This is a genomic window from Flavobacterium enshiense DK69 (assembly GCF_000498495.1).
In the GTDB taxonomy this organism is placed as follows: domain Bacteria; phylum Bacteroidota; class Bacteroidia; order Flavobacteriales; family Flavobacteriaceae; genus Flavobacterium; species Flavobacterium enshiense.
In genome coordinates, this window is the sequence record NZ_AVCS01000009.1 from 141,556 (window position 1) to 158,837 (window position 17,282).

The window sequence follows — 17,282 nt, forward strand, 5'->3', positions numbered from 1 at the left end:
GTACATTTAATAGCCAACTTTTAAAAATCAACGGTATGCAAATTTTAAAAAAACTACTATTATTTGTGCTGGCCATTGCTGTCATCTTAATGGTTGCCGGCCTTTTTGTTAAGAAAGACTACGCTTTGGAACGAGAAATTATTATTAAAAAACCAGTGGCAGAAGTTTTCAAGTACATACGAATGGTCAAAAATCAGGATAATTTCAGTGTTTGGAATAAAAAAGATCCCAACGCTAAAAAAGAATACAAAGGAACTGATGGAGAAGTGGGTTTTGTGTATTCCTGGGATAGTGAGAATGATGAAGTTGGTAAAGGCGAACAGGAAATTATGAAAATTGTTGAAAATGAAAGAATCGATTTGAAATTACGTTTCAAAGAGCCTTTTGAGGCTGAGGATGATGCTTATTTTGTGACTGAAGGTCTTTCTCCAAACGAAACCAAAGTGAAGTGGGGCTTTAAAGGTCATCTGGATTATCCGATGAATTTGTTCCTTTTGATGGTGGATATGGAAAAAGAGATTGGCGGAGCTATGGAGATGGGTTTGAGTGATCTGAAGGTAATTTTGGAAAAAAAATAAGATTGAAATGATAAAAAACGAAAGGCAGGCTGAAAAGTTTGTCTTTTTTTGTTAAAACTTATTTTGCAGTTTGATTTTAAAGGATTGCTGTTGAGAAATATAAATTTTGAAGTATATTTGCCACCGTTTTGAAAATTAAATGAAAACTGCATTGGATACACCGGGAAAAACGTTAACACTGACTTCTTTGCTTACTGATTTTAAAGAAATCACAAAGGCCGGATTGGCTATCAGTGTGGTTTTTTCTTCTATCGTTGGATATCTTTTAGGTGTTTCGGAAGAATTTCCGTTTTCATGGATGACCTTCATTTTTCTTGCCATTGGGGGGTACTGTATGGTGGGAGCTTCCAATGTTTTCAATCAAATCATTGAAAAAGATTTGGATGTGTTGATGGACAGAACCAAGAACAGGCCTTTGCCTTCCGGTAGGACATCAAAACAAAATGCATTTATTCTGGGCGTAGTGCTTACGCTGATTGGATTGTCGATTTTGTACAGCATCAATCCGAAAACAGCCATGTTCGGTGCAATTTCAATTTTTCTTTATACCTGTGTTTATACGCCTTTAAAGACGGTTACGCCACTTTCTGTTTTTGTTGGTGCATTCCCCGGAGCCATTCCCTTTATGTTAGGTTGGGTTGCGGCTACCAATAATTTCGGGATAGAGGCCGGAACCTTGTTTTTGATTCAATTTTTCTGGCAGTTTCCTCATTTTTGGGCAATTGGCTGGTTTTTATATAAGGATTATGAAAAAGCTGGTTTCTTTATGTTGCCTACTGGGAAACAGGATAAGAAAACGGCGCTGCAAACCATTTTATATACCGTTTGGCTGATAGTGGCTTCATTGCTGCCTGTATTAGGTTTTACAGGGGAATTGAAGTTGAGTTATATCGCTGCAGGGATTGTATTGCTTCTGGGTTTATGGATGCTTTATTTTGCAGTGAAATTATATAAAGAAATGGATGAGAAAGCGGCAAGGAAGCTAATGTTGGTAAGCGTGTCTTATATTTCCTTGTTGCAGTTGGTGTATGTTATAGATAAATTTTTAAGATAAAGTATTATGGAAATGGAAATGTCACTTCAGGAGCATAATGAAAGAAAAGCAAAATCGTATAAGATGTTGCTTTGGTTTGCAATGATAAGTATTGTTATGGTTTTTGCCGGATTGACAAGTGCTTATGTAATCAGTAAATCACGACCGGACTGGTTGAATACTTTTACCTTGCCATCGGCATTTATTGCAAGTACAGTGGTAATGGTGTTGAGCAGTCTTTCTTTTCATTTGGCAAAAAAAGCCATTCAGAAAGACGACAGAAAAGCTACAACCATGTATTTGTTAGCTACATTGGTGTTAGGTTTAGCTTTCGTTTTTTTACAGTTTCAAGGATTTAGTCAGGTAATTGCTTCCGGGTATTTTTTTACCGGAAGTGAAAGTACTATTACTACCTCCTTTCTTTATGTGGTGGTTATGGTGCACTTAGCTCACCTTTTTGGCGGGCTTGCGGCACTTTTAATCATAATTTATAATCATTTTAAACAAAAATACAATTCAACTCAAACCCTTGGTATTGAGCTAGGTGCGATGTTTTGGCACTTTCTTGATTTCTTATGGTTGTACTTGTTTTTATTTTTCTATTTCTACAAATAGAAAAAAAATGTAAATTTGGGAACTTTTTAACTAATAACTTTACAATGGGAGCGACAGTTACTACAACAGCTACTAACGAAAAAACTTGGGATGGCGGAAATGAGCCAATGGGAGCAAGTTACGGCAAAATGATGATGTGGTTTTTCATCGTATCAGATGCTTTAACATTCTCAGGATTCCTTGCAGCTTACGGATTTTCAAGATTTAAATTTATCGAAACTTGGCCAATTGCCGATGAAGTGTTTACTCACTTTCCTTTCTTACATGGTGTAGATGCGCCTATGTATTATGTGGCCTTAATGACATTCATATTAATCTTCTCCTCTGTAACTATGGTGTTGGCTGTAGATGCAGGGCACCAATTGCAAAAAACAAAAGTTGCAATTTACATGCTTTTAACTATTTTGGGAGGTTTGATCTTCTTGGGTTCTCAGGCATGGGAGTGGAAAAATTTCATTCAGGGTTCTCACGGAGCTGTGGAAACTAAAGGTGGATCTATTCTTCAATTTGTTGACAAGGATGGTAAGCGAGTAGCTTTGGCTGACTTTGCATTACATTTGCCGAAAGAAAGAATTCAAAAAGAAAGCCAGTTAGGTATTTGGTTTGAAAAAGGTGAGACAATAGCTAGTTACTCAGTTGAAGAGGTTGTTGAAGGTTTCAAAGCAAACCCGAGTTTATTAATCCGTTCTGAGCATTTAAATAGTGATAAAAAGAAAACCGTTTTAACTAGAGAAGAGTCTTTGGCTCGTTTGAAAGAGGCTACTATGGTTGTTGAAGGTGCTAACCTGAAACATAACGAATACGGTCATAAATTATTTGCTAACTTCTTTTTCTTTATCACAGGATTCCACGGATTCCACGTGTTCTCCGGAGTGGTTATCAATATTTTGATTTTCTTCAACGTAGTTCTAGGAACATATGAGAAAAGAAGAAGCTATGAAATGGTTGAAAAAGTTGGATTATACTGGCACTTTGTAGATTTAGTTTGGGTGTTTGTATTTACATTCTTCTATTTAGTATAATTTATATAATAAAGAAAGTATCATGGGACAAGCACACGCACACGAATCAAATACAAAAAGAATATGGATAGTTTTTGCCCTTTTGTCGGCAGTAACTATAGTAGAGGTTTTCTTGGGAATACATAAGCCACTTTGGTTGTATAAACCAGAGCTTTTATCAATGAATTTACTAAACTGGATATTCATCATATTGACGATTGTTAAAGCTTACTACATTATGTGGGCTTTCATGCACTTGGAAGGGGAGAAAAACAATTTCAAAACGTCAATTGTTGGACCACTGGTGTTTTTAATACTCTATTTAGTGTTCATCTTACTAGTAGAAGGTAATTATGTTTTTGATGTGTTTAAAACTTCACATTATAAGTGGATTTTTTAAGAACATATTAACTTATAAAAAGGGTACGCTATTGCGTACCTTTTTTTATTTTTGCACCCAAGTAATCAGTAGTATAACATGAAAAAATATATTGTCCTTACAGTTTTATTCGCTTTGCCTATTTGTGCCTATCTTTTTTTCTCTTCCGGCGTAAATAACTTTGTGAAATTGCCTACCCTTACGCCTAATGTGCCGGAGGTGTCACAATGGACTTCCTTAGACGGAACGCCAATACAGCTTAAGGAAAAAATAACCGTATTGGGTTTTCCCGGTTCAGAGATTATAAAGGAAAAAGGAAATGCGTTCAATCTGGATCAGAAAATCTACGATAAGAACAAAGAGTTTAAAGATTTCCAGGTGGTGATGGTGGCTCCGATAGGAACTGAAAATCAGGCTAAGCAGTTAATGACAGAATTGGGAACTATTTCTGATTTGTCCCACTGGCATTTCGTTTTTGCTAAGCCGGAAGAAATAAAAGCATTCTACTCCAAATTGAAACTGGTAGGACAGCTGAATGATAACTTAGCGACTTCCAATGTCTATATAATCGATAAAGACTTAAATCTTCGAGGGCGTAAAGGAAAAAACAAAAAAGGAGAAGTAGAGTATAAAGAAGGTTATAATACCATTTCAGCAGCCGATCTTCACAATGAAATGGCCGATGATGTAAAAATCATTTTAGCCGAATACCGCCTGGAACTAAAAAGAAACAATAAAAGAAAAATATAATAAGTAATGAAAAACAAATCTTATATAGGTATTTCATTCATCGTATTGCTGTTCGGGATATGGGCGGTGCCGAAAATAGTGGCAAAATTCCAGAAATCGGATTTGCATACCATGGGATCGGTTCCTGCTTTCGAATTAACGGATCAGAACAATAAGAAGATTTCTAATAAGGATTATTTTGGTAAAGTGTATGTGGTGGAGTTTTTCTTTTCAACCTGTCCGACCATCTGCCCGAAAATGAATCAGAACATGTTGCAGTTGCAAAAAGAGTTCTATGGTAAACCGGATTTCGGAATTGCATCGATAACGATTGATCCTGAAAAGGATACATCGGAACATTTAAAGCGACATGCTGAAACATTGGGCGTAAAGCACTATAACTGGCATTTTCTAACAGGCAATAAAGAATATATTTATAAATTGGCTCAAAGCGGATTCAATCTTTATGCGGGAGAAAACAAAGAGGTGAACGGTGGATTCGAACATTCCGGAATGTTTGCCTTAATCGACAAAGAAGGTAATATTCGTTGCAGAAGAGACACGTACGATAATCCGATTTTATACTATGACGGATTGGAGCAACCAGGTATTGACATGTTAAAAGAAGATATTAAAAAACTATTAGAAGAATAAATGGAAAATACATTAACAAACGCGGAAGAAAGCAAATACAATAAATGGATTGTGCTCTTGTCTGTGGCAATTCCTTTGGTGGTTGCCTTATTGTTCGGGGTTAATCTTAGAAAGTTAGGATACGATGTGCAGCCACTATCCTTTTTGCCGCCTATTTACGCTACTATCAACGGAATTACAGCTGTATTGCTGGTTGCGGCTGTTTGGGCTATTAAAAACGGCAAACGAGCACTTCATGAGCGTCTTATTAAAGTTGCCATAGCATGTTCGGTAGCTTTTTTAGGAATGTATGTGGCGTATCACATGACGTCGGATTCTACAAAATTCGGAGGGGAAGGAATGATTAAATACGTTTACTATTTCATTTTGGTAACTCATATTTTGCTTTCAGTGGTTATTATTCCTTTTGTTTTGATTACTTACGTTCGTGCGATTTCCAAAAGCTTTGAGCGTCATAAAAAGATTGCTAAGATTACATTTCCTTTGTGGCTGTATGTGGCAGTAACAGGTGTAATTGTTTATTTAATGATTTCTCCATATTATGTTCAGTAAAGAAAAAATTGGAAAAGGAAGAAAGGGAATGAGGGTAGTATTGCTTCTGCTTCTTGTTTCTTGTTTCTTTTCTGTTGATGCCAATGCACAATGTGCTATGTGTCGTGCCGCTTTAGAAAGTGAAGAATCTGGAGTTCAGGCAGGCGCGGTTAACGACGGAATCGTTTACTTAATGGCTATTCCGTATATATTGGTTGGTGCGATAGGTTATGCGATTTACCGATTGAAATACGGGAGCAAGAGAAAAGAAAAATAGATAAAAAAAGCCGTTACATTGAAACGGCTTTTTTATTACAATGTTACCTTGTGGGTCATTCCTTCTTGTGTTAAGCCTAAAAGGTTTTTTATAGTTATAGTGTCTTTCACTGTTGTTCTAATTTTGAATTTTTTTTAAAAGTGAAACAGTTTTTGTTTATTTTTTGAAAAAAAAATCATTTTAGAACAAGGACTTTCCATATAGGTCATCATAATGCCGCACTCAAAAAAATCACCTGATTTGGTGATTGTGTGGATGGTTATTTATGGGTTGGTTTGGAATCTGCGATTAAGAACAGTTGTTGAAAGATGATCGGTAGCGTTGGTAGTAACACCTCGCTATCGCATGAGGAGTTTTTTATTACAAATTGGTATCTTAGTGCAAGATTAAATTTTCTTTTTTGATAAAAAGAGATGGTTTGATTCTAGATATATATTGAAGTTAGCAGCTAGTAGTTTCCCGCGACGGAAACTAGATGATAAATAAACCTATATAAATGAAAACAGTTAATGTGCTTGGAAAAGTTATTTTGAAACTTCTTAATTCTTTTCGTAAAAAAACTAATGCAAGTGAAAATCTAGTCGAAAATAACGTCGTCGTTCAAAACGTAATTGAACTTCAAAATAAAATGAAAAATAGTTGGCTTTATCCGGTAGATCAATTCGGAAAAATGAAAATAGGAATAGAAAACGAATCGCAGAATTATGAAAGAGAAATGCCGACTACGAAATCAGACTATGAGATTATAAATTCATAATAGTAAAATTCTGCCAGCTGCTAACAACGGTTTTAAGAAATGGGGGGTTTTGTCAAGAATTAAAAGCTACAGCGTTAAGTTGTAGCTTTTTGTTTTGGTCTAGAAATGAGCGCGCAAAGTAGGGTAATTAATTATCGTACACGTATCAATTTATTCAATAACTTTAATATGAAATTAAATCTGTGGCTGACAAATTAAAAAGTGTCCACAGAATTCAGCGTTTCTTAAGTCCTAAACAATAGCTGCGGGTATGAAAAACAGGGTCGGGTCCATTTCGTTACTGATTGCCTTTGGCGGTTTTGCCGTTTTGGAAACAATGATGCAATTGGGGCTAATTGATCATTGGGGCTGGAGCGTGTTTAAAGCTGGTTTTGAGGCCGGCACAGTCGGCGGCATGGCCGATTGGTTTGCGGTGAGTGCCCTTTTCCACGAAATCCCGATTCCTTATGTCCGAAAGCATACCGATATCATAGCCAAGAACAGGGAAAAGCTCACCGAAGGAATAGTAGACCTGGTGACCAACAAGTGGCTGTCGCCTGAAGTCATTGCCGAAAAACTGCACGACATCGATCTGGCTCAAAAAGTAATTGTATTCCTCAAGAAGCCTTCCAATCAGGAAAAGGCAATTGACCTTATCAAGAAAATTGCGTTGAAACTATCCGATGAACTGGACAATCCCAATCTGGCAAAGTCACTGCAGTCGATGCTGACAGAACAGCTGTCGGAATTGGATTTGGCTTCCTCATTAGGAGTCTGGCTGGAGAAGTCGATCAAAAACGATGACCACAATCAAATCTGGGAACAGTTGCTTGAGGCGGGTGCAAAGTCAGTCAGCGAACCGGAGATAAAGGAACTGCTGATTGACAAACTGCGAGATGCTGCCAAAGAGTATGGCAATAAGTCCATTCTAAAAGGACTGACGGTAGCTTTAGGGAGAACATTTAATGCTCTCGATTATGAGGCTATTGCCGATGAGCTGCTGGTGAAAGCTAATGAATTTTTAACCGAAGCCAGGTATAATCCGAATCATCCGGTGCGCACTAAATTTGACAGTTGGATGCTTGATTTTGCCCATAGGTTGGCAACCGGTGATGAGGAAACCCGTAAACTGGTTGATGACTTCACCAATCGCTTTATCGGACATGCCGACCTTAGCAAGATTATCCAACGGATGTTGGGGGGATTTAAAAATACGCTGGCCGAACAGCTCGATAACAATGAAACCCCACTGATGCAGTTTGTGATTGGGAAACTGAACCAAATTTTAGACAATTTGGAAAATGACGTTCAAGCACGGGAGAGAATCAACCACTGGATAAAGGATACCATTTCCCAAATGCTTGAAGAATTCCACGGCGAGATAGGAAACATGGTGCGCTCAAGCCTGGAAAAATTGGATAATAAGGAATTGGTAGTGCAAATAGAGGAAAAAGTTGGCAATGATTTGCAGTACATACGACTGAATGGTGCCTTGGTTGGCGGATTGGTCGGAGTAATGATTGCCTTGGTGAAAGTTATGTTCGAGATTTAATTCTGCAAAATCCTAAAAAATAGATTGACAAAAAATTAAACAACACTCCCGCTGATGCAAAAAAAAATACAATATGATTTAAGGTTGCAGCCATTATGGACAAGAATTGTTTTATTGTCTGTACTCGGTTATGAGGGCTTAGGGGGATTGGTTGGCGGTAGCTTTTTGGTTGCAAAATCAAATGGTGAATTGATGAAAATGCCGGTTGAAATAATGCATGGCACCTTTAATGATTTTCTCATCCCCGGGATTATACTTTTTGTGATGGGGGTTCTGAGCCTGTTTGCTTTTTTCAGAATCCTTCGCAAAAGGCAAAACGATTGGCTTTGGTCTTGTGTTGGACTTTTGGGTTGGTACATATGGTTTGTTGTTGAAATAATTATTCTGCAGGAACTGCATTGGCTGCACCTTATGTGGGGAGTGCCTGTCCTGCTGGGAATTATAACCGCTGTTCCTCTTGTTGTGGCGAGAAATAATACGTCTTCAATGCTTAACTATTTATTGTACTGTGGTATTCTTTCTTCATTGTGGTACACATTTATGAACGTATTCGTGCCATTGCATTATCCGGGATATTCATCCACTTCGTTAACCGTTAGCGAACTTTCAGCCATAGGAGCGCCTACACGGATTCTTTGGGTATTGTTGGGTACACTGTATCCATTGCTTTATGCTGCATTTGGCTGGGGAGTTTTATATGCATCCGGAAATAATAAAAAGCTGAAAATTCTTTCGGCACTAATTATTGGTTACAGTGTCCTCAATCTTTACTGGCCGCCCATGCATACACGCGAGGCAATTGCTTCGGGCGCAAAGTCTTTAAGTGACACCCTTCATATTGCATGGACTATTGCTACGGTGTTGCTGTTTGTCTTCACTATGGCATTCGGAGCCGCGGTATTTGGAAAAACATTCCGCATTTATACCATCATCAGTATCACGCTCCTAGTGGGATTTGGAATACTAACAAGCCAAGATGCTCCAAATCTTGAAGCCAATTTGCCAACACCGATGATGGGTTTATGGGAGCGCATCAACCAATATATCTATTTCCTGTGGGTGATTGTACTGTCAATTCAACTGATAAAGAAAAATAAAATCAACTCCAATAGACCGGATTTGCCCACGAGCGAAGCGAACTGACGAAACGAGTTCAGCATGACGGAGCAACGGTCAGATTTATAAAAAACATTTTTGAGACGGCTTTTTTATATGTTCGGTTTGAATGTTACTGCTAACTGTTACTGCGACTGAAGACTGCGACTGTTGACTAATCCATTCCCTCAATTTTCACGTTCATCTGGCCGGTGCCTTTTATGAAAGCAATGATTGCTTTGTCCGTAAGGGCTACCCTGTCAAATTCAAGGTCGTTTAATGTACCGTTTACAAAAACACCTTTCATGGGCGAATAATTGGTAAGGTACGGCAATAGGTTTTTCTTCGCTTCGTCTAAATTCCCCTGAATCGAATAACGGCAGGTCTTCTGAATTTTATTCAGGATGATCCCGCTCAGAAGCCAGTTGGCAGTTCTCGTTAATGCACCCTTGGTGTCTAAGACATAATCCAACTGGTCGAAGTATATTTCTTTGGTTGCGGCATTGTAACTCGGATAACCGGACAAATAAATGGTTCCGTTTACACTTCCGATCATATCCAACGCAACAATCATCTTGCCGTCTTTGTGCCATAAATCCACTTTCTGTACTGTTATTTTTCGGCTTCCCGATGAGAAGACCTGTCCCTGGAATTTCTTATTTATAAGGCGTGAAGCTGTTTCGTAGGTGGAAACGGCTGCTACGCTGGCTTCAATTTTATTCGGCATGCTGGTTACCGGTTTCAGTACGATGTTTTCCTTTTTAAAGGTATTGGCGGGTTTTTCTCCCACGACGGTCTGCATACTGCATTTCAATCCCATGTCCATGGTGATTTTGTTTTTAGCCAAGACAGCATCGGTTACATACAATTCGGCCGGGATCATTTTAAACCAAGCTTCATATTGCTCACTGGTTTGGATCGGAATGCTCAATTTTTCCAGAACCGATAAAACTGTCGGCCTGAAATCAACCGATTTGCCAATGGCATTGTCTATTTTATTGGCGATTTTCGATTTGAAAATGCGAAGTGTCGGATTCACTATGTAGGTAATTGGTATATTTTTTCCTGAAACAACAATGGACGGGCTTTCACTCCATTCAAAATCTTCAATGCTGGATGAAGTGGTAAGTTTCCAGTTCGAGAGTTTTACATCACTTAAAATAGTAACCGTTCCGTTAAGATTGATTTCACGGGTGTCATTCAGTCCCAAGTAATCGGTTCCGTATTTTAGTTTAATCCACATTTTCAAAGGGACTACCGATTCGAGTTTTCCGTTTTTCTCGGTTAGTTTTATGGGCGCCTGTTTCCATATTTTCATCTCGGTTTTATCATCAGACAGTATGCTGTCGTTGTAAACTAAGCCGGTTAAGGCTTTGTTGAGTTGGGTTTCAACTTCCTTTAACGGGATTTCGACAGGCATGTTGATGAAGGAAGTGCTTGTTTCGTAAACCGCTGGGGCGTTATCGCTTGGTAAAGGTTTTAGCGCTTCTATTTTTTTTGAGGATGAGCAGCCAATTGGGACAGTCAATAAAGAAAAAAAAACTAATAAAGAGAAAAGTAGCTTCATGTGGGTTTTAATAAATCGGAGTAAAAGTAAAATTTTTATTCTTAGCGTGCTGTAACTTTTTGTAAAGAAATGCGTCTTATGGTTTTTAAGAATAAGAGCGTACTTTCTGATAAAATCGGTACGGCCTCTTTTCAAAATCAGTATATGAAAAGAACAATTAAAGTTAAAACATTGTTTTTCGGATTGCTGTTGATGTCATTTCATTCCAAAGGGCAATCCAAAAAATGGACGCTTGAAGAATGTGTGAACTATGCAATGGAAAAAAACATATCCATACGGAACACAACCTTGGATAAGGAACTTTCGGATATTTCCAAAAAGGAGGCGTATGGTAATTTCCTGCCATCCGTGAATGGGTCGGCCTCACATTCCTGGAACATTGGTTTGAATCAGGATATCACTACGGGTTTGTTGAGAAACCAGACCACGCAGTATAGCAATGTTGGGATTAATGCCGGCGTTGATATTTATAAAGGGCTTCAGAATCAAAACAGGTTACGAAAAGCTAATCTTTCCATCATAGCGACACAGTATCAGCTTACCAAAATGCAGGAAGATGTTTCGCTTAATGTAGTGAACGCCTATCTGCAGATTATTTTCAACAAGGAAAATTTAAAAGTGCAGCAGGAGCAGTTGAGTTATGAAAATAAACAAATGCAGCGTACCCAAGAATTGGTTGATGCCGGCGTTGTGCCAAAAGGCGATTTGATGGACGTGAAAGCCACAGTAGCGACCACTACCCAAAGGATGATTGCTGCTGAAAACGCTTTGCTGATTTCAAAACTGAGCCTTTCGCAGTTACTTCAGTTAGAGGATTTTCAGAACTTTGATATTGCCGACACTTCAGTGCCTGTCCAGGAGAGCAGTATTTTGCTGCAGGAACCTAAGACTATTTTTGATAAGGCGAAGGAAATAAGAACCGATATCAAAATGGCCGAAACAAACGTGGAAATTGCCGAAAGAGATTTGAAAATAGCGCGTGGGGCCTATCAACCGACGCTTAGCGGATTCTACAGTTTTGCAACTCGTGCTTCGTATTCGGATAGGATAGTGGGGGTACAGCCTGATACTCAGAATCCAACATCTGTTATTGGTTATGTGGACGGAACTAATCAATTGGTTTTACAGCCCAATTTCACACCAGTATTAGGGGGACCGAAGCCGATTTTAGATCAGTTCGATGAGAATAAAGGACAGAATATTGCATTGTCATTGAATGTTCCGATTTTACAAGGTTTGTCAGCCAGAAATAATGTAGCGCGTTCAAAAGTAGCCTTGGAACGTTCTAAAATTAATTTGGAACAAAACCAGCTGGATTTAGAGCGTACCGTCTATACAGCCTACACCGATACAAAAGGTGCTTTGAAATCGTATGAAGCTGCGGTGACTACTTTAGAAGCCAGAGAACAGTCATATAATTATGCTAAAGAGCGCTACGAAGTAGGCTTGATGAATGTTTTCGATTTCAATCAGGCACAAACATTATATGTAAATGCTCAATCGGAGGTTTTAAGAACTAAATACGATTATATTTTCAGAACAAAAATATTGGAATTTTACTTCGGAATCCCAATTGTACAAAAACAATAAATCATGACAAAAAAGACAAAATATTTAGTATTAGGAGGAACTTTAGTCTTAGTTGCGGCATTGGTAATGCTAAGCAAAAAAGGGGTTATCGGGAATAAAGACGAAGGAAAAGAAGTTGAAATTGCAAAGACCGACGCCATCACTATTGTGGAAACGGTTTCGGCTACCGGGAAAGTCCAGCCAGAAGTGGAGGTTAAAATTTCTTCGGAAGTGTCGGGAGAGATTATTTCGCTGCCTGTTAAGGAAGGACAAACCGTTAAGAAAGGGGATCTACTGGTGAAAATCAATCCTGATATTTATGAGTCGGGTGTGAATCGTACCGTGGCTTCCCTGTCGACAACCAAAGCGGGATTAAATCAGGCCGATGCCCAATTGAAAGAAGCAAAATCAAATTACGACAGAAACAAAAGGCTGTTTGAAAAAGGGGTGATTTCAAAATCGGAATGGGATAAGGTGGTTTCTGCATATGAGGTTGCCGAAGCGAATAAACAATCGGCTTACTATAACGTGAAAAGTGCTTCTGCTACTGTAACGGAAGCAAAGGATAACCTTGGAAGAACTACCATTTACTCTCCGGCAGACGGAACGATTTCAAGATTGGATGTGGAATTGGGAGAGCGCGTTTTAGGAACCCAGCAAATGGCAGGAACTGAATTACTACGCGTAGCCAACCTGAACAATATGGAAGTGGAAGTGGATGTTAATGAAAATGATATCGTTAAGATCAGCATAGGGGATGAGGCTAAAATTGAAGTGGATGCCTATTTGAAAAAAGAATTCAAAGGGATTGTTACCAGTATTTCCAATTCATCTGTAGCAACGACTTCTGCGGATCAGGTGACCAATTTTAAAGTGAAAGTTCGTATTTTGAAGGAATCGTATGCCGATTTAACCGAAGGGAAGCCGGCTAACTTTTCGCCTTTCCGTCCAGGGATGACGGCTACTGTTGATATCATTACCACTCGAAAAGAGAATATCCTTGCAGTGCCGATCAGTGCCGTTGTGATGAAAACCGATACGACTGCTGTTAAAAAGGATGTGGTAGAGGAATTGGAAAAAGAACAGGAAGAGAAAATCAAAGGTTCTACCGATAAAAAATACGAATGTGTATTTGTGAAAGTTGGGGACAAAGCAAAATTGCGCGTTATCAAAACCGGTATTCAGGACGATACCAATATCGAAGTGCTTAGCGGACTGAAAAAAGGAGATGTTGTGATCGTGGGGCCTTATACCACTGTAACCAAAGAATTGAATCCGGGAGATAAAGTCACTATTAAGAAGAAAGATGCCGGGGAAAAAGATAAAGACAAGGAAGAAAAAGCATAGAGGAAGTAATTCGAAATAAATCAAATTCCAAAATCCAAATGGTTTGCATAAAGCAGCTGTTTGGTTTTTTTTTGGAATTTTGGATTTGTAATTTGGAATTTCAAAAACGTATCTTTGCCAATAATTTCAAAATCATGGCTTATATTTTAAATATTGAAACGGCAACCAAAAACTGTTCTGTAACAATTGCAAACGAAGGGAAAACCATCGTTTGTCTGGAAGTAGCCGATGAAGGGTATTCCCATGCGGAGAAGCTGCATCTTTTTTTTGAGGAAGCTTTGCGTCAGGCTGGGATAACGTTTCGGGATTTAAAAGCAGTGGCTGTTAGTCAGGGGCCGGGTTCTTATACCGGATTACGCATTGGTGTTTCGGCTGCGAAAGGATTGTCGTATTCACTCAATATTCCATTGATCGCAACTGATACGTTGGAGGCTTTGGCCCGTAAAATCATTATCGAAAATGGTTTTATAGTTCCTATGATTGATGCGCGTCGTATGGAAGTATTCGCTTCCGGTTTTGATCGAAATTATGTGAAGCAGTTTGAAACCAGAGCAGATATAATCGATGGAAATTCGTATTCCGAATTATCCGGAATTATACACTTGGTGGGTGATGGCGCCCAAAAATGCAAAGAAGTTCTCAACTCGGAACGCTTTGTGTACCACGATGAAGTCGTTTATCCGTCTTCTAATGAAATGGCCGCAATGTCATTTGAAAAGTACAAAAAAAGCGACTTTGTAGATGTCGCTTATTTTGAACCTTTTTATTTGAAAGACTTTGTGATGACCACTAAACCTAAAGTTTAACTACATTTTTACTTCGTTCCAGTATATCCGAATTCACCATTTGGAAATCGGCGTTCTTTACCCATACGCGAACGGCGAAATTTACGGTAGAGTCGGTAAGTTCGTTCACGGTAACTTCTGGAGCCGGTGATTTTAATACTTTCGGATGAGTGGTAACAATCGTTTCCAGTTCGCCTTTTACAGCTTTGATATTTGAATCATAGCTTGTACGTACAATCAAGTCACTTCGGCGCGTGCTTTTTTGAGAAAGGTTTTTGATCTTTCCGTTGGATAAAATACCGTTTGGAATATAGATGATGTGGTTTTGCCCGGTTAGGATTTTGGTTGTGAAAATCTGAATTTCCAATACTTTTCCGGATTCTGACTGCGCTTCAATAGTGTCGCCCACTTTAAAAGGTTTGAACATGATGATCAGCATTCCGCCCGCAAAATTCGAAAGTGAACCCTGCAGTGACATACCTATAGCCAAACCGATGGCTCCAAAGATGGCCACGAATGAAGTAGTTTCAATGCCAAGGCGTGAAATAACCGTTACAAAGAGTAATACTCGGGCACCCCACATCAGAATGTCGGAGATGAAATGGATTACCGTAGGCTCCAATTCTCGTTTGGTCATGATTTGTTCGGCCACTTTTCTGAAGATCTTAATTCCCCAGATACCGACAAGCAATACCAAGGCTGCAGAAATTACCTTTGGCGAAAAATCGATTAAAACATTTATATAATGCACGACGAGATTGTGTACTTCTTCTACTTGAATAGTCATTTAGTTGATTTTTAGTTCAGATACCGTTGCCTCGAGTGAGGTATTGGGTAGCAGACATTTTTTATTGTGGCAAATATAAAACAGAAGATTTTCTTCGTCAAACCTGTTGGTTAAAAAAGGTAGGTCGGATTGGGTTGTACTTCCCGCAACTATTATATTGGGAAGGTATTCGGCGTTTATCTTTTTTAGACTGTCAAGGGCTTTTTTACCGCAAATGGCTAGTTCTTTATTGTCTTCGGACAGATGTAACCACAAATTCATCCAGTTTGAATAAGCCGAAGCATAATCCAGATGCGGAATCATGTGATGCAGCATTTGCAAAGCTGTTTTTTCGTAATAAGAGTTATGGTATAAAAGAGATAAGACAAATAAATTATTGGCCATAACCGAATTGGATGCCGGAATAACATTGTCTTCCGTTTCGAAATGGGAGGCAATGAGCTGTATTTCGTTACGGGCAGTAAAGGCAAAAAACTGCTGGGTTTCATCATAGAAATGTTCCAGGCAATAGTCCGCCAGCTGTTTGGCGTGCATCAGGTAATTTTCTTCTAAAGTAGCCTGATATAATCCGATAAAAGCATCGATTACAAAAGCATAATCTTCTAAGAAACCTTTAATGGTGCTTTTTCCGTTTTTATAGGAATGCCACAGGAAGCCTTCTTCCGACCATTGTTTATGAAGGATAAAATCTGCATTTTTTTTAGCGATGGTCAGATAGTGTTCGTTGCCAAGTGCTTTGTAAGCGTCCACGTAACCTTTCAGCATGATGGCATTCCACGATGTTAATGATTTATCATCAAGCCTTGGTTTTGGGCGTTTTTCCCTTTCGGCAAATAGCAGTTGTTCCCAATTTTTCTTTTTAATGAGTAATTCGGTTTCGGTCAGGCCGAATTGTGATGCTATGTCTTCTGTTGACTGGCTTTGAATCAGAACATAATTGTCGTTTTCCCAAAAACCGAAATCATTTATGTTGAATAGCTCTGAAAAAACTTCAAAATCATCTTTTAGTAATTTCTGTAATTGATCCTTTTTCCACACATAAAAAGCGCCTTCTTCCAGTTCGGCAATTTCGTTGATGCTGTCTGCATCCAATGCGGAATAAAACGCATCGTCAGGATTGAGCAATTCTCGTTCAATGAATGTCAGTGTTTTTTCGATGACTTCTTTATACAGCGGATTTTGTGTTCTTTTGTAGGCTTCGGAATACAATGAAATCAATTGCCCGTTATCGTACAACATCTTTTCAAAGTGAGGAACGTGCCAACGCATGTCCACCGAATATCTTGAAAAACCGCCCCCAACTGTGTCAAAAAGGCCGCCGGAAGCCATCCGCATAAGCGTTAAATCGACAAAGTCTAATAAATCAGCCGATTTGGTTTGATAGCCATAACGTTGTAAAAACAAATAATTGTTGGGCATCATGAACTTAGGAGCCCTTGCATAACCGCCAAATTCCCAGTCGAAACTTCGCGACCATTTTTCTACCATGGGCTTGATATTAGCGGGGTCGATTTTTTCGTCGGATGGATTTTTTTGAACCAGGCCCAGAAGTGTAATTCCCTGATGGAGTTTTTCCGCATAGTCGATCATTTTTTCCGGACTTTCCGTAAAAAGTTTTTGAAGCTGCTGGAGGATGTCGATCCAATCCTCTTTTCTGTGATAGGTTCCGCCCCATACTGGACGACCATCGGGAAGGCAAACCACATTCAAAGGCCAGCCGCCCTGTTTTGTCATTAACTGAACAGCTTTCATGTAAATGGCGTCAACATCGGGACGTTCCTCGCGGTCAACTTTTATGGATATGAAGTTCGGATTCATGACGTTTGCAACATCTTCGTCTTCAAAACTTTCATGCTCCATTACGTGGCACCAATGGCAGGACGAATATCCGACGCTCACCAGAATGAGTTTGTTTTCGTTTTTGGCTGATAACAGGGTTCGGTCATTCCATGCCTTCCAATGGATTGGGTTGTTGGCATGCTGTAATAAATACGGACTTGTTTCGTGCTGTAGTTCGTTCATAATCGAAGATAAAAAAAGCGTTCAA

The 17,282-nt window shown here is 39.0% G+C and carries 18 protein-coding genes; 15 read left to right on the forward strand and 3 right to left on the reverse strand.

Annotated features, from left to right (window positions below):
• Positions 1 to 35: 35 nt before the first annotated feature.
• The 12 genes from FEDK69T_RS06500 to FEDK69T_RS15420 all read left to right on the forward strand — a co-directional run bounded on the left by FEDK69T_RS06500 (position 36) and on the right by FEDK69T_RS15420 (position 9,228).
• Positions 36 to 578, forward strand: coding sequence for an SRPBCC family protein (locus tag FEDK69T_RS06500; protein WP_023573356.1), 543 nt, complete (start codon positions 36 to 38; stop codon positions 576 to 578).
• Positions 579 to 717: 139 nt separating this feature from the next.
• Positions 718 to 1,632 carry a heme o synthase gene (cyoE, locus tag FEDK69T_RS06505; protein WP_023573357.1) on the forward strand — a complete coding sequence of 305 codons (915 nt, stop codon included), beginning with the start codon at positions 718 to 720 and terminating at the stop codon, positions 1,630 to 1,632.
• A gap of 6 nt (positions 1,633 to 1,638) precedes the next feature.
• Complete coding sequence (locus FEDK69T_RS06510) at positions 1,639 to 2,226, forward strand: cytochrome c oxidase subunit 3 (protein WP_023573358.1); 588 nt, start codon at positions 1,639 to 1,641, stop codon at positions 2,224 to 2,226.
• 44 nt (positions 2,227 to 2,270) lie between these two features.
• Entirely contained in the window at positions 2,271 to 3,248 is a 978-nt protein-coding gene (locus FEDK69T_RS06515) for a cytochrome c oxidase subunit 3 (protein WP_023573359.1), read from the forward strand.
• A 22-nt stretch (positions 3,249 to 3,270) separates the two neighbouring features.
• The gene (locus tag FEDK69T_RS06520; RefSeq protein WP_035630097.1) at positions 3,271 to 3,627 is read left to right on the forward strand and encodes a cytochrome C oxidase subunit IV family protein; all 357 of its coding nucleotides are present in this window, start codon (positions 3,271 to 3,273) and stop codon (positions 3,625 to 3,627) included.
• A gap of 78 nt (positions 3,628 to 3,705) precedes the next feature.
• The gene (locus tag FEDK69T_RS06525; RefSeq protein ID WP_023573361.1) at positions 3,706 to 4,356 is read left to right on the forward strand and encodes a hypothetical protein; all 651 of its coding nucleotides are present in this window, start codon (positions 3,706 to 3,708) and stop codon (positions 4,354 to 4,356) included.
• A gap of 6 nt (positions 4,357 to 4,362) precedes the next feature.
• Entirely contained in the window at positions 4,363 to 4,989 is a 627-nt protein-coding gene (locus FEDK69T_RS06530) for an SCO family protein (RefSeq protein WP_023573362.1), read from the forward strand.
• Entirely contained in the window at positions 4,990 to 5,541 is a 552-nt protein-coding gene (locus FEDK69T_RS06535; RefSeq protein ID WP_023573363.1) for a DUF420 domain-containing protein, read from the forward strand. It abuts the gene before it with no gap.
• On the forward strand, positions 5,531 to 5,797 hold the full coding sequence (locus FEDK69T_RS06540; protein WP_035630095.1) for a hypothetical protein: 267 nt from the start codon (positions 5,531 to 5,533) through the stop codon (positions 5,795 to 5,797). Before FEDK69T_RS06535 ends, FEDK69T_RS06540 begins: the two co-directional genes overlap by 11 nt.
• A gap of 496 nt (positions 5,798 to 6,293) precedes the next feature.
• A complete protein-coding gene (locus FEDK69T_RS06545; protein WP_023573364.1) occupies positions 6,294 to 6,554 on the forward strand; it encodes a hypothetical protein in 261 nt (86 codons plus the stop codon).
• 319 nt (positions 6,555 to 6,873) lie between these two features.
• Entirely contained in the window at positions 6,874 to 8,085 is a 1,212-nt protein-coding gene (locus FEDK69T_RS06550) for a DUF445 domain-containing protein (protein WP_262488004.1), read from the forward strand.
• Positions 8,086 to 8,139: 54 nt separating this feature from the next.
• Positions 8,140 to 9,228 carry a DUF998 domain-containing protein gene (locus FEDK69T_RS15420; protein ID WP_023573366.1) on the forward strand — a complete coding sequence of 363 codons (1,089 nt, stop codon included), beginning with the start codon at positions 8,140 to 8,142 and terminating at the stop codon, positions 9,226 to 9,228.
• Positions 9,229 to 9,355: 127 nt separating this feature from the next.
• Here the strand turns inward: FEDK69T_RS15420 and FEDK69T_RS06560 are convergent, their stop codons facing one another.
• Positions 9,356 to 10,747: a DUF4403 family protein gene (locus FEDK69T_RS06560; protein ID WP_023573367.1), complete on the reverse strand. Its 1,392-nt coding sequence runs from the start codon at positions 10,745 to 10,747 to the stop codon at positions 9,356 to 9,358.
• Positions 10,748 to 10,891: 144 nt separating this feature from the next.
• Between FEDK69T_RS06560 and FEDK69T_RS06565 the strand changes: the two genes are divergently transcribed.
• The 3 genes from FEDK69T_RS06565 to tsaB all read left to right on the forward strand — a co-directional run bounded on the left by FEDK69T_RS06565 (position 10,892) and on the right by tsaB (position 14,469).
• Positions 10,892 to 12,337 (forward strand): TolC family protein, encoded by a 1,446-nt coding sequence (locus FEDK69T_RS06565; protein WP_035630174.1) that lies wholly within the window; start codon positions 10,892 to 10,894, stop codon positions 12,335 to 12,337.
• Positions 12,338 to 12,340: 3 nt separating this feature from the next.
• On the forward strand, positions 12,341 to 13,663 hold the full coding sequence (locus FEDK69T_RS06570) for an efflux RND transporter periplasmic adaptor subunit (RefSeq protein ID WP_023573369.1): 1,323 nt from the start codon (positions 12,341 to 12,343) through the stop codon (positions 13,661 to 13,663).
• A 134-nt stretch (positions 13,664 to 13,797) separates the two neighbouring features.
• Positions 13,798 to 14,469: a tRNA (adenosine(37)-N6)-threonylcarbamoyltransferase complex dimerization subunit type 1 TsaB gene (gene tsaB / locus FEDK69T_RS06575; protein ID WP_035630173.1), complete on the forward strand. Its 672-nt coding sequence runs from the start codon at positions 13,798 to 13,800 to the stop codon at positions 14,467 to 14,469.
• Here the strand turns inward: tsaB and FEDK69T_RS06580 are convergent.
• Positions 14,459 to 15,235, reverse strand: coding sequence for a mechanosensitive ion channel family protein (locus FEDK69T_RS06580; RefSeq protein WP_023573371.1), 777 nt, complete (start codon positions 15,233 to 15,235; stop codon positions 14,459 to 14,461). The two genes, tsaB and FEDK69T_RS06580, sit on opposite strands and share 11 nt — an antisense overlap.
• On the reverse strand, positions 15,236 to 17,257 hold the full coding sequence (locus tag FEDK69T_RS06585; protein WP_023573372.1) for a thioredoxin domain-containing protein: 2,022 nt from the start codon (positions 17,255 to 17,257) through the stop codon (positions 15,236 to 15,238).
• Positions 17,258 to 17,282: the final 25 nt, after the last annotated feature.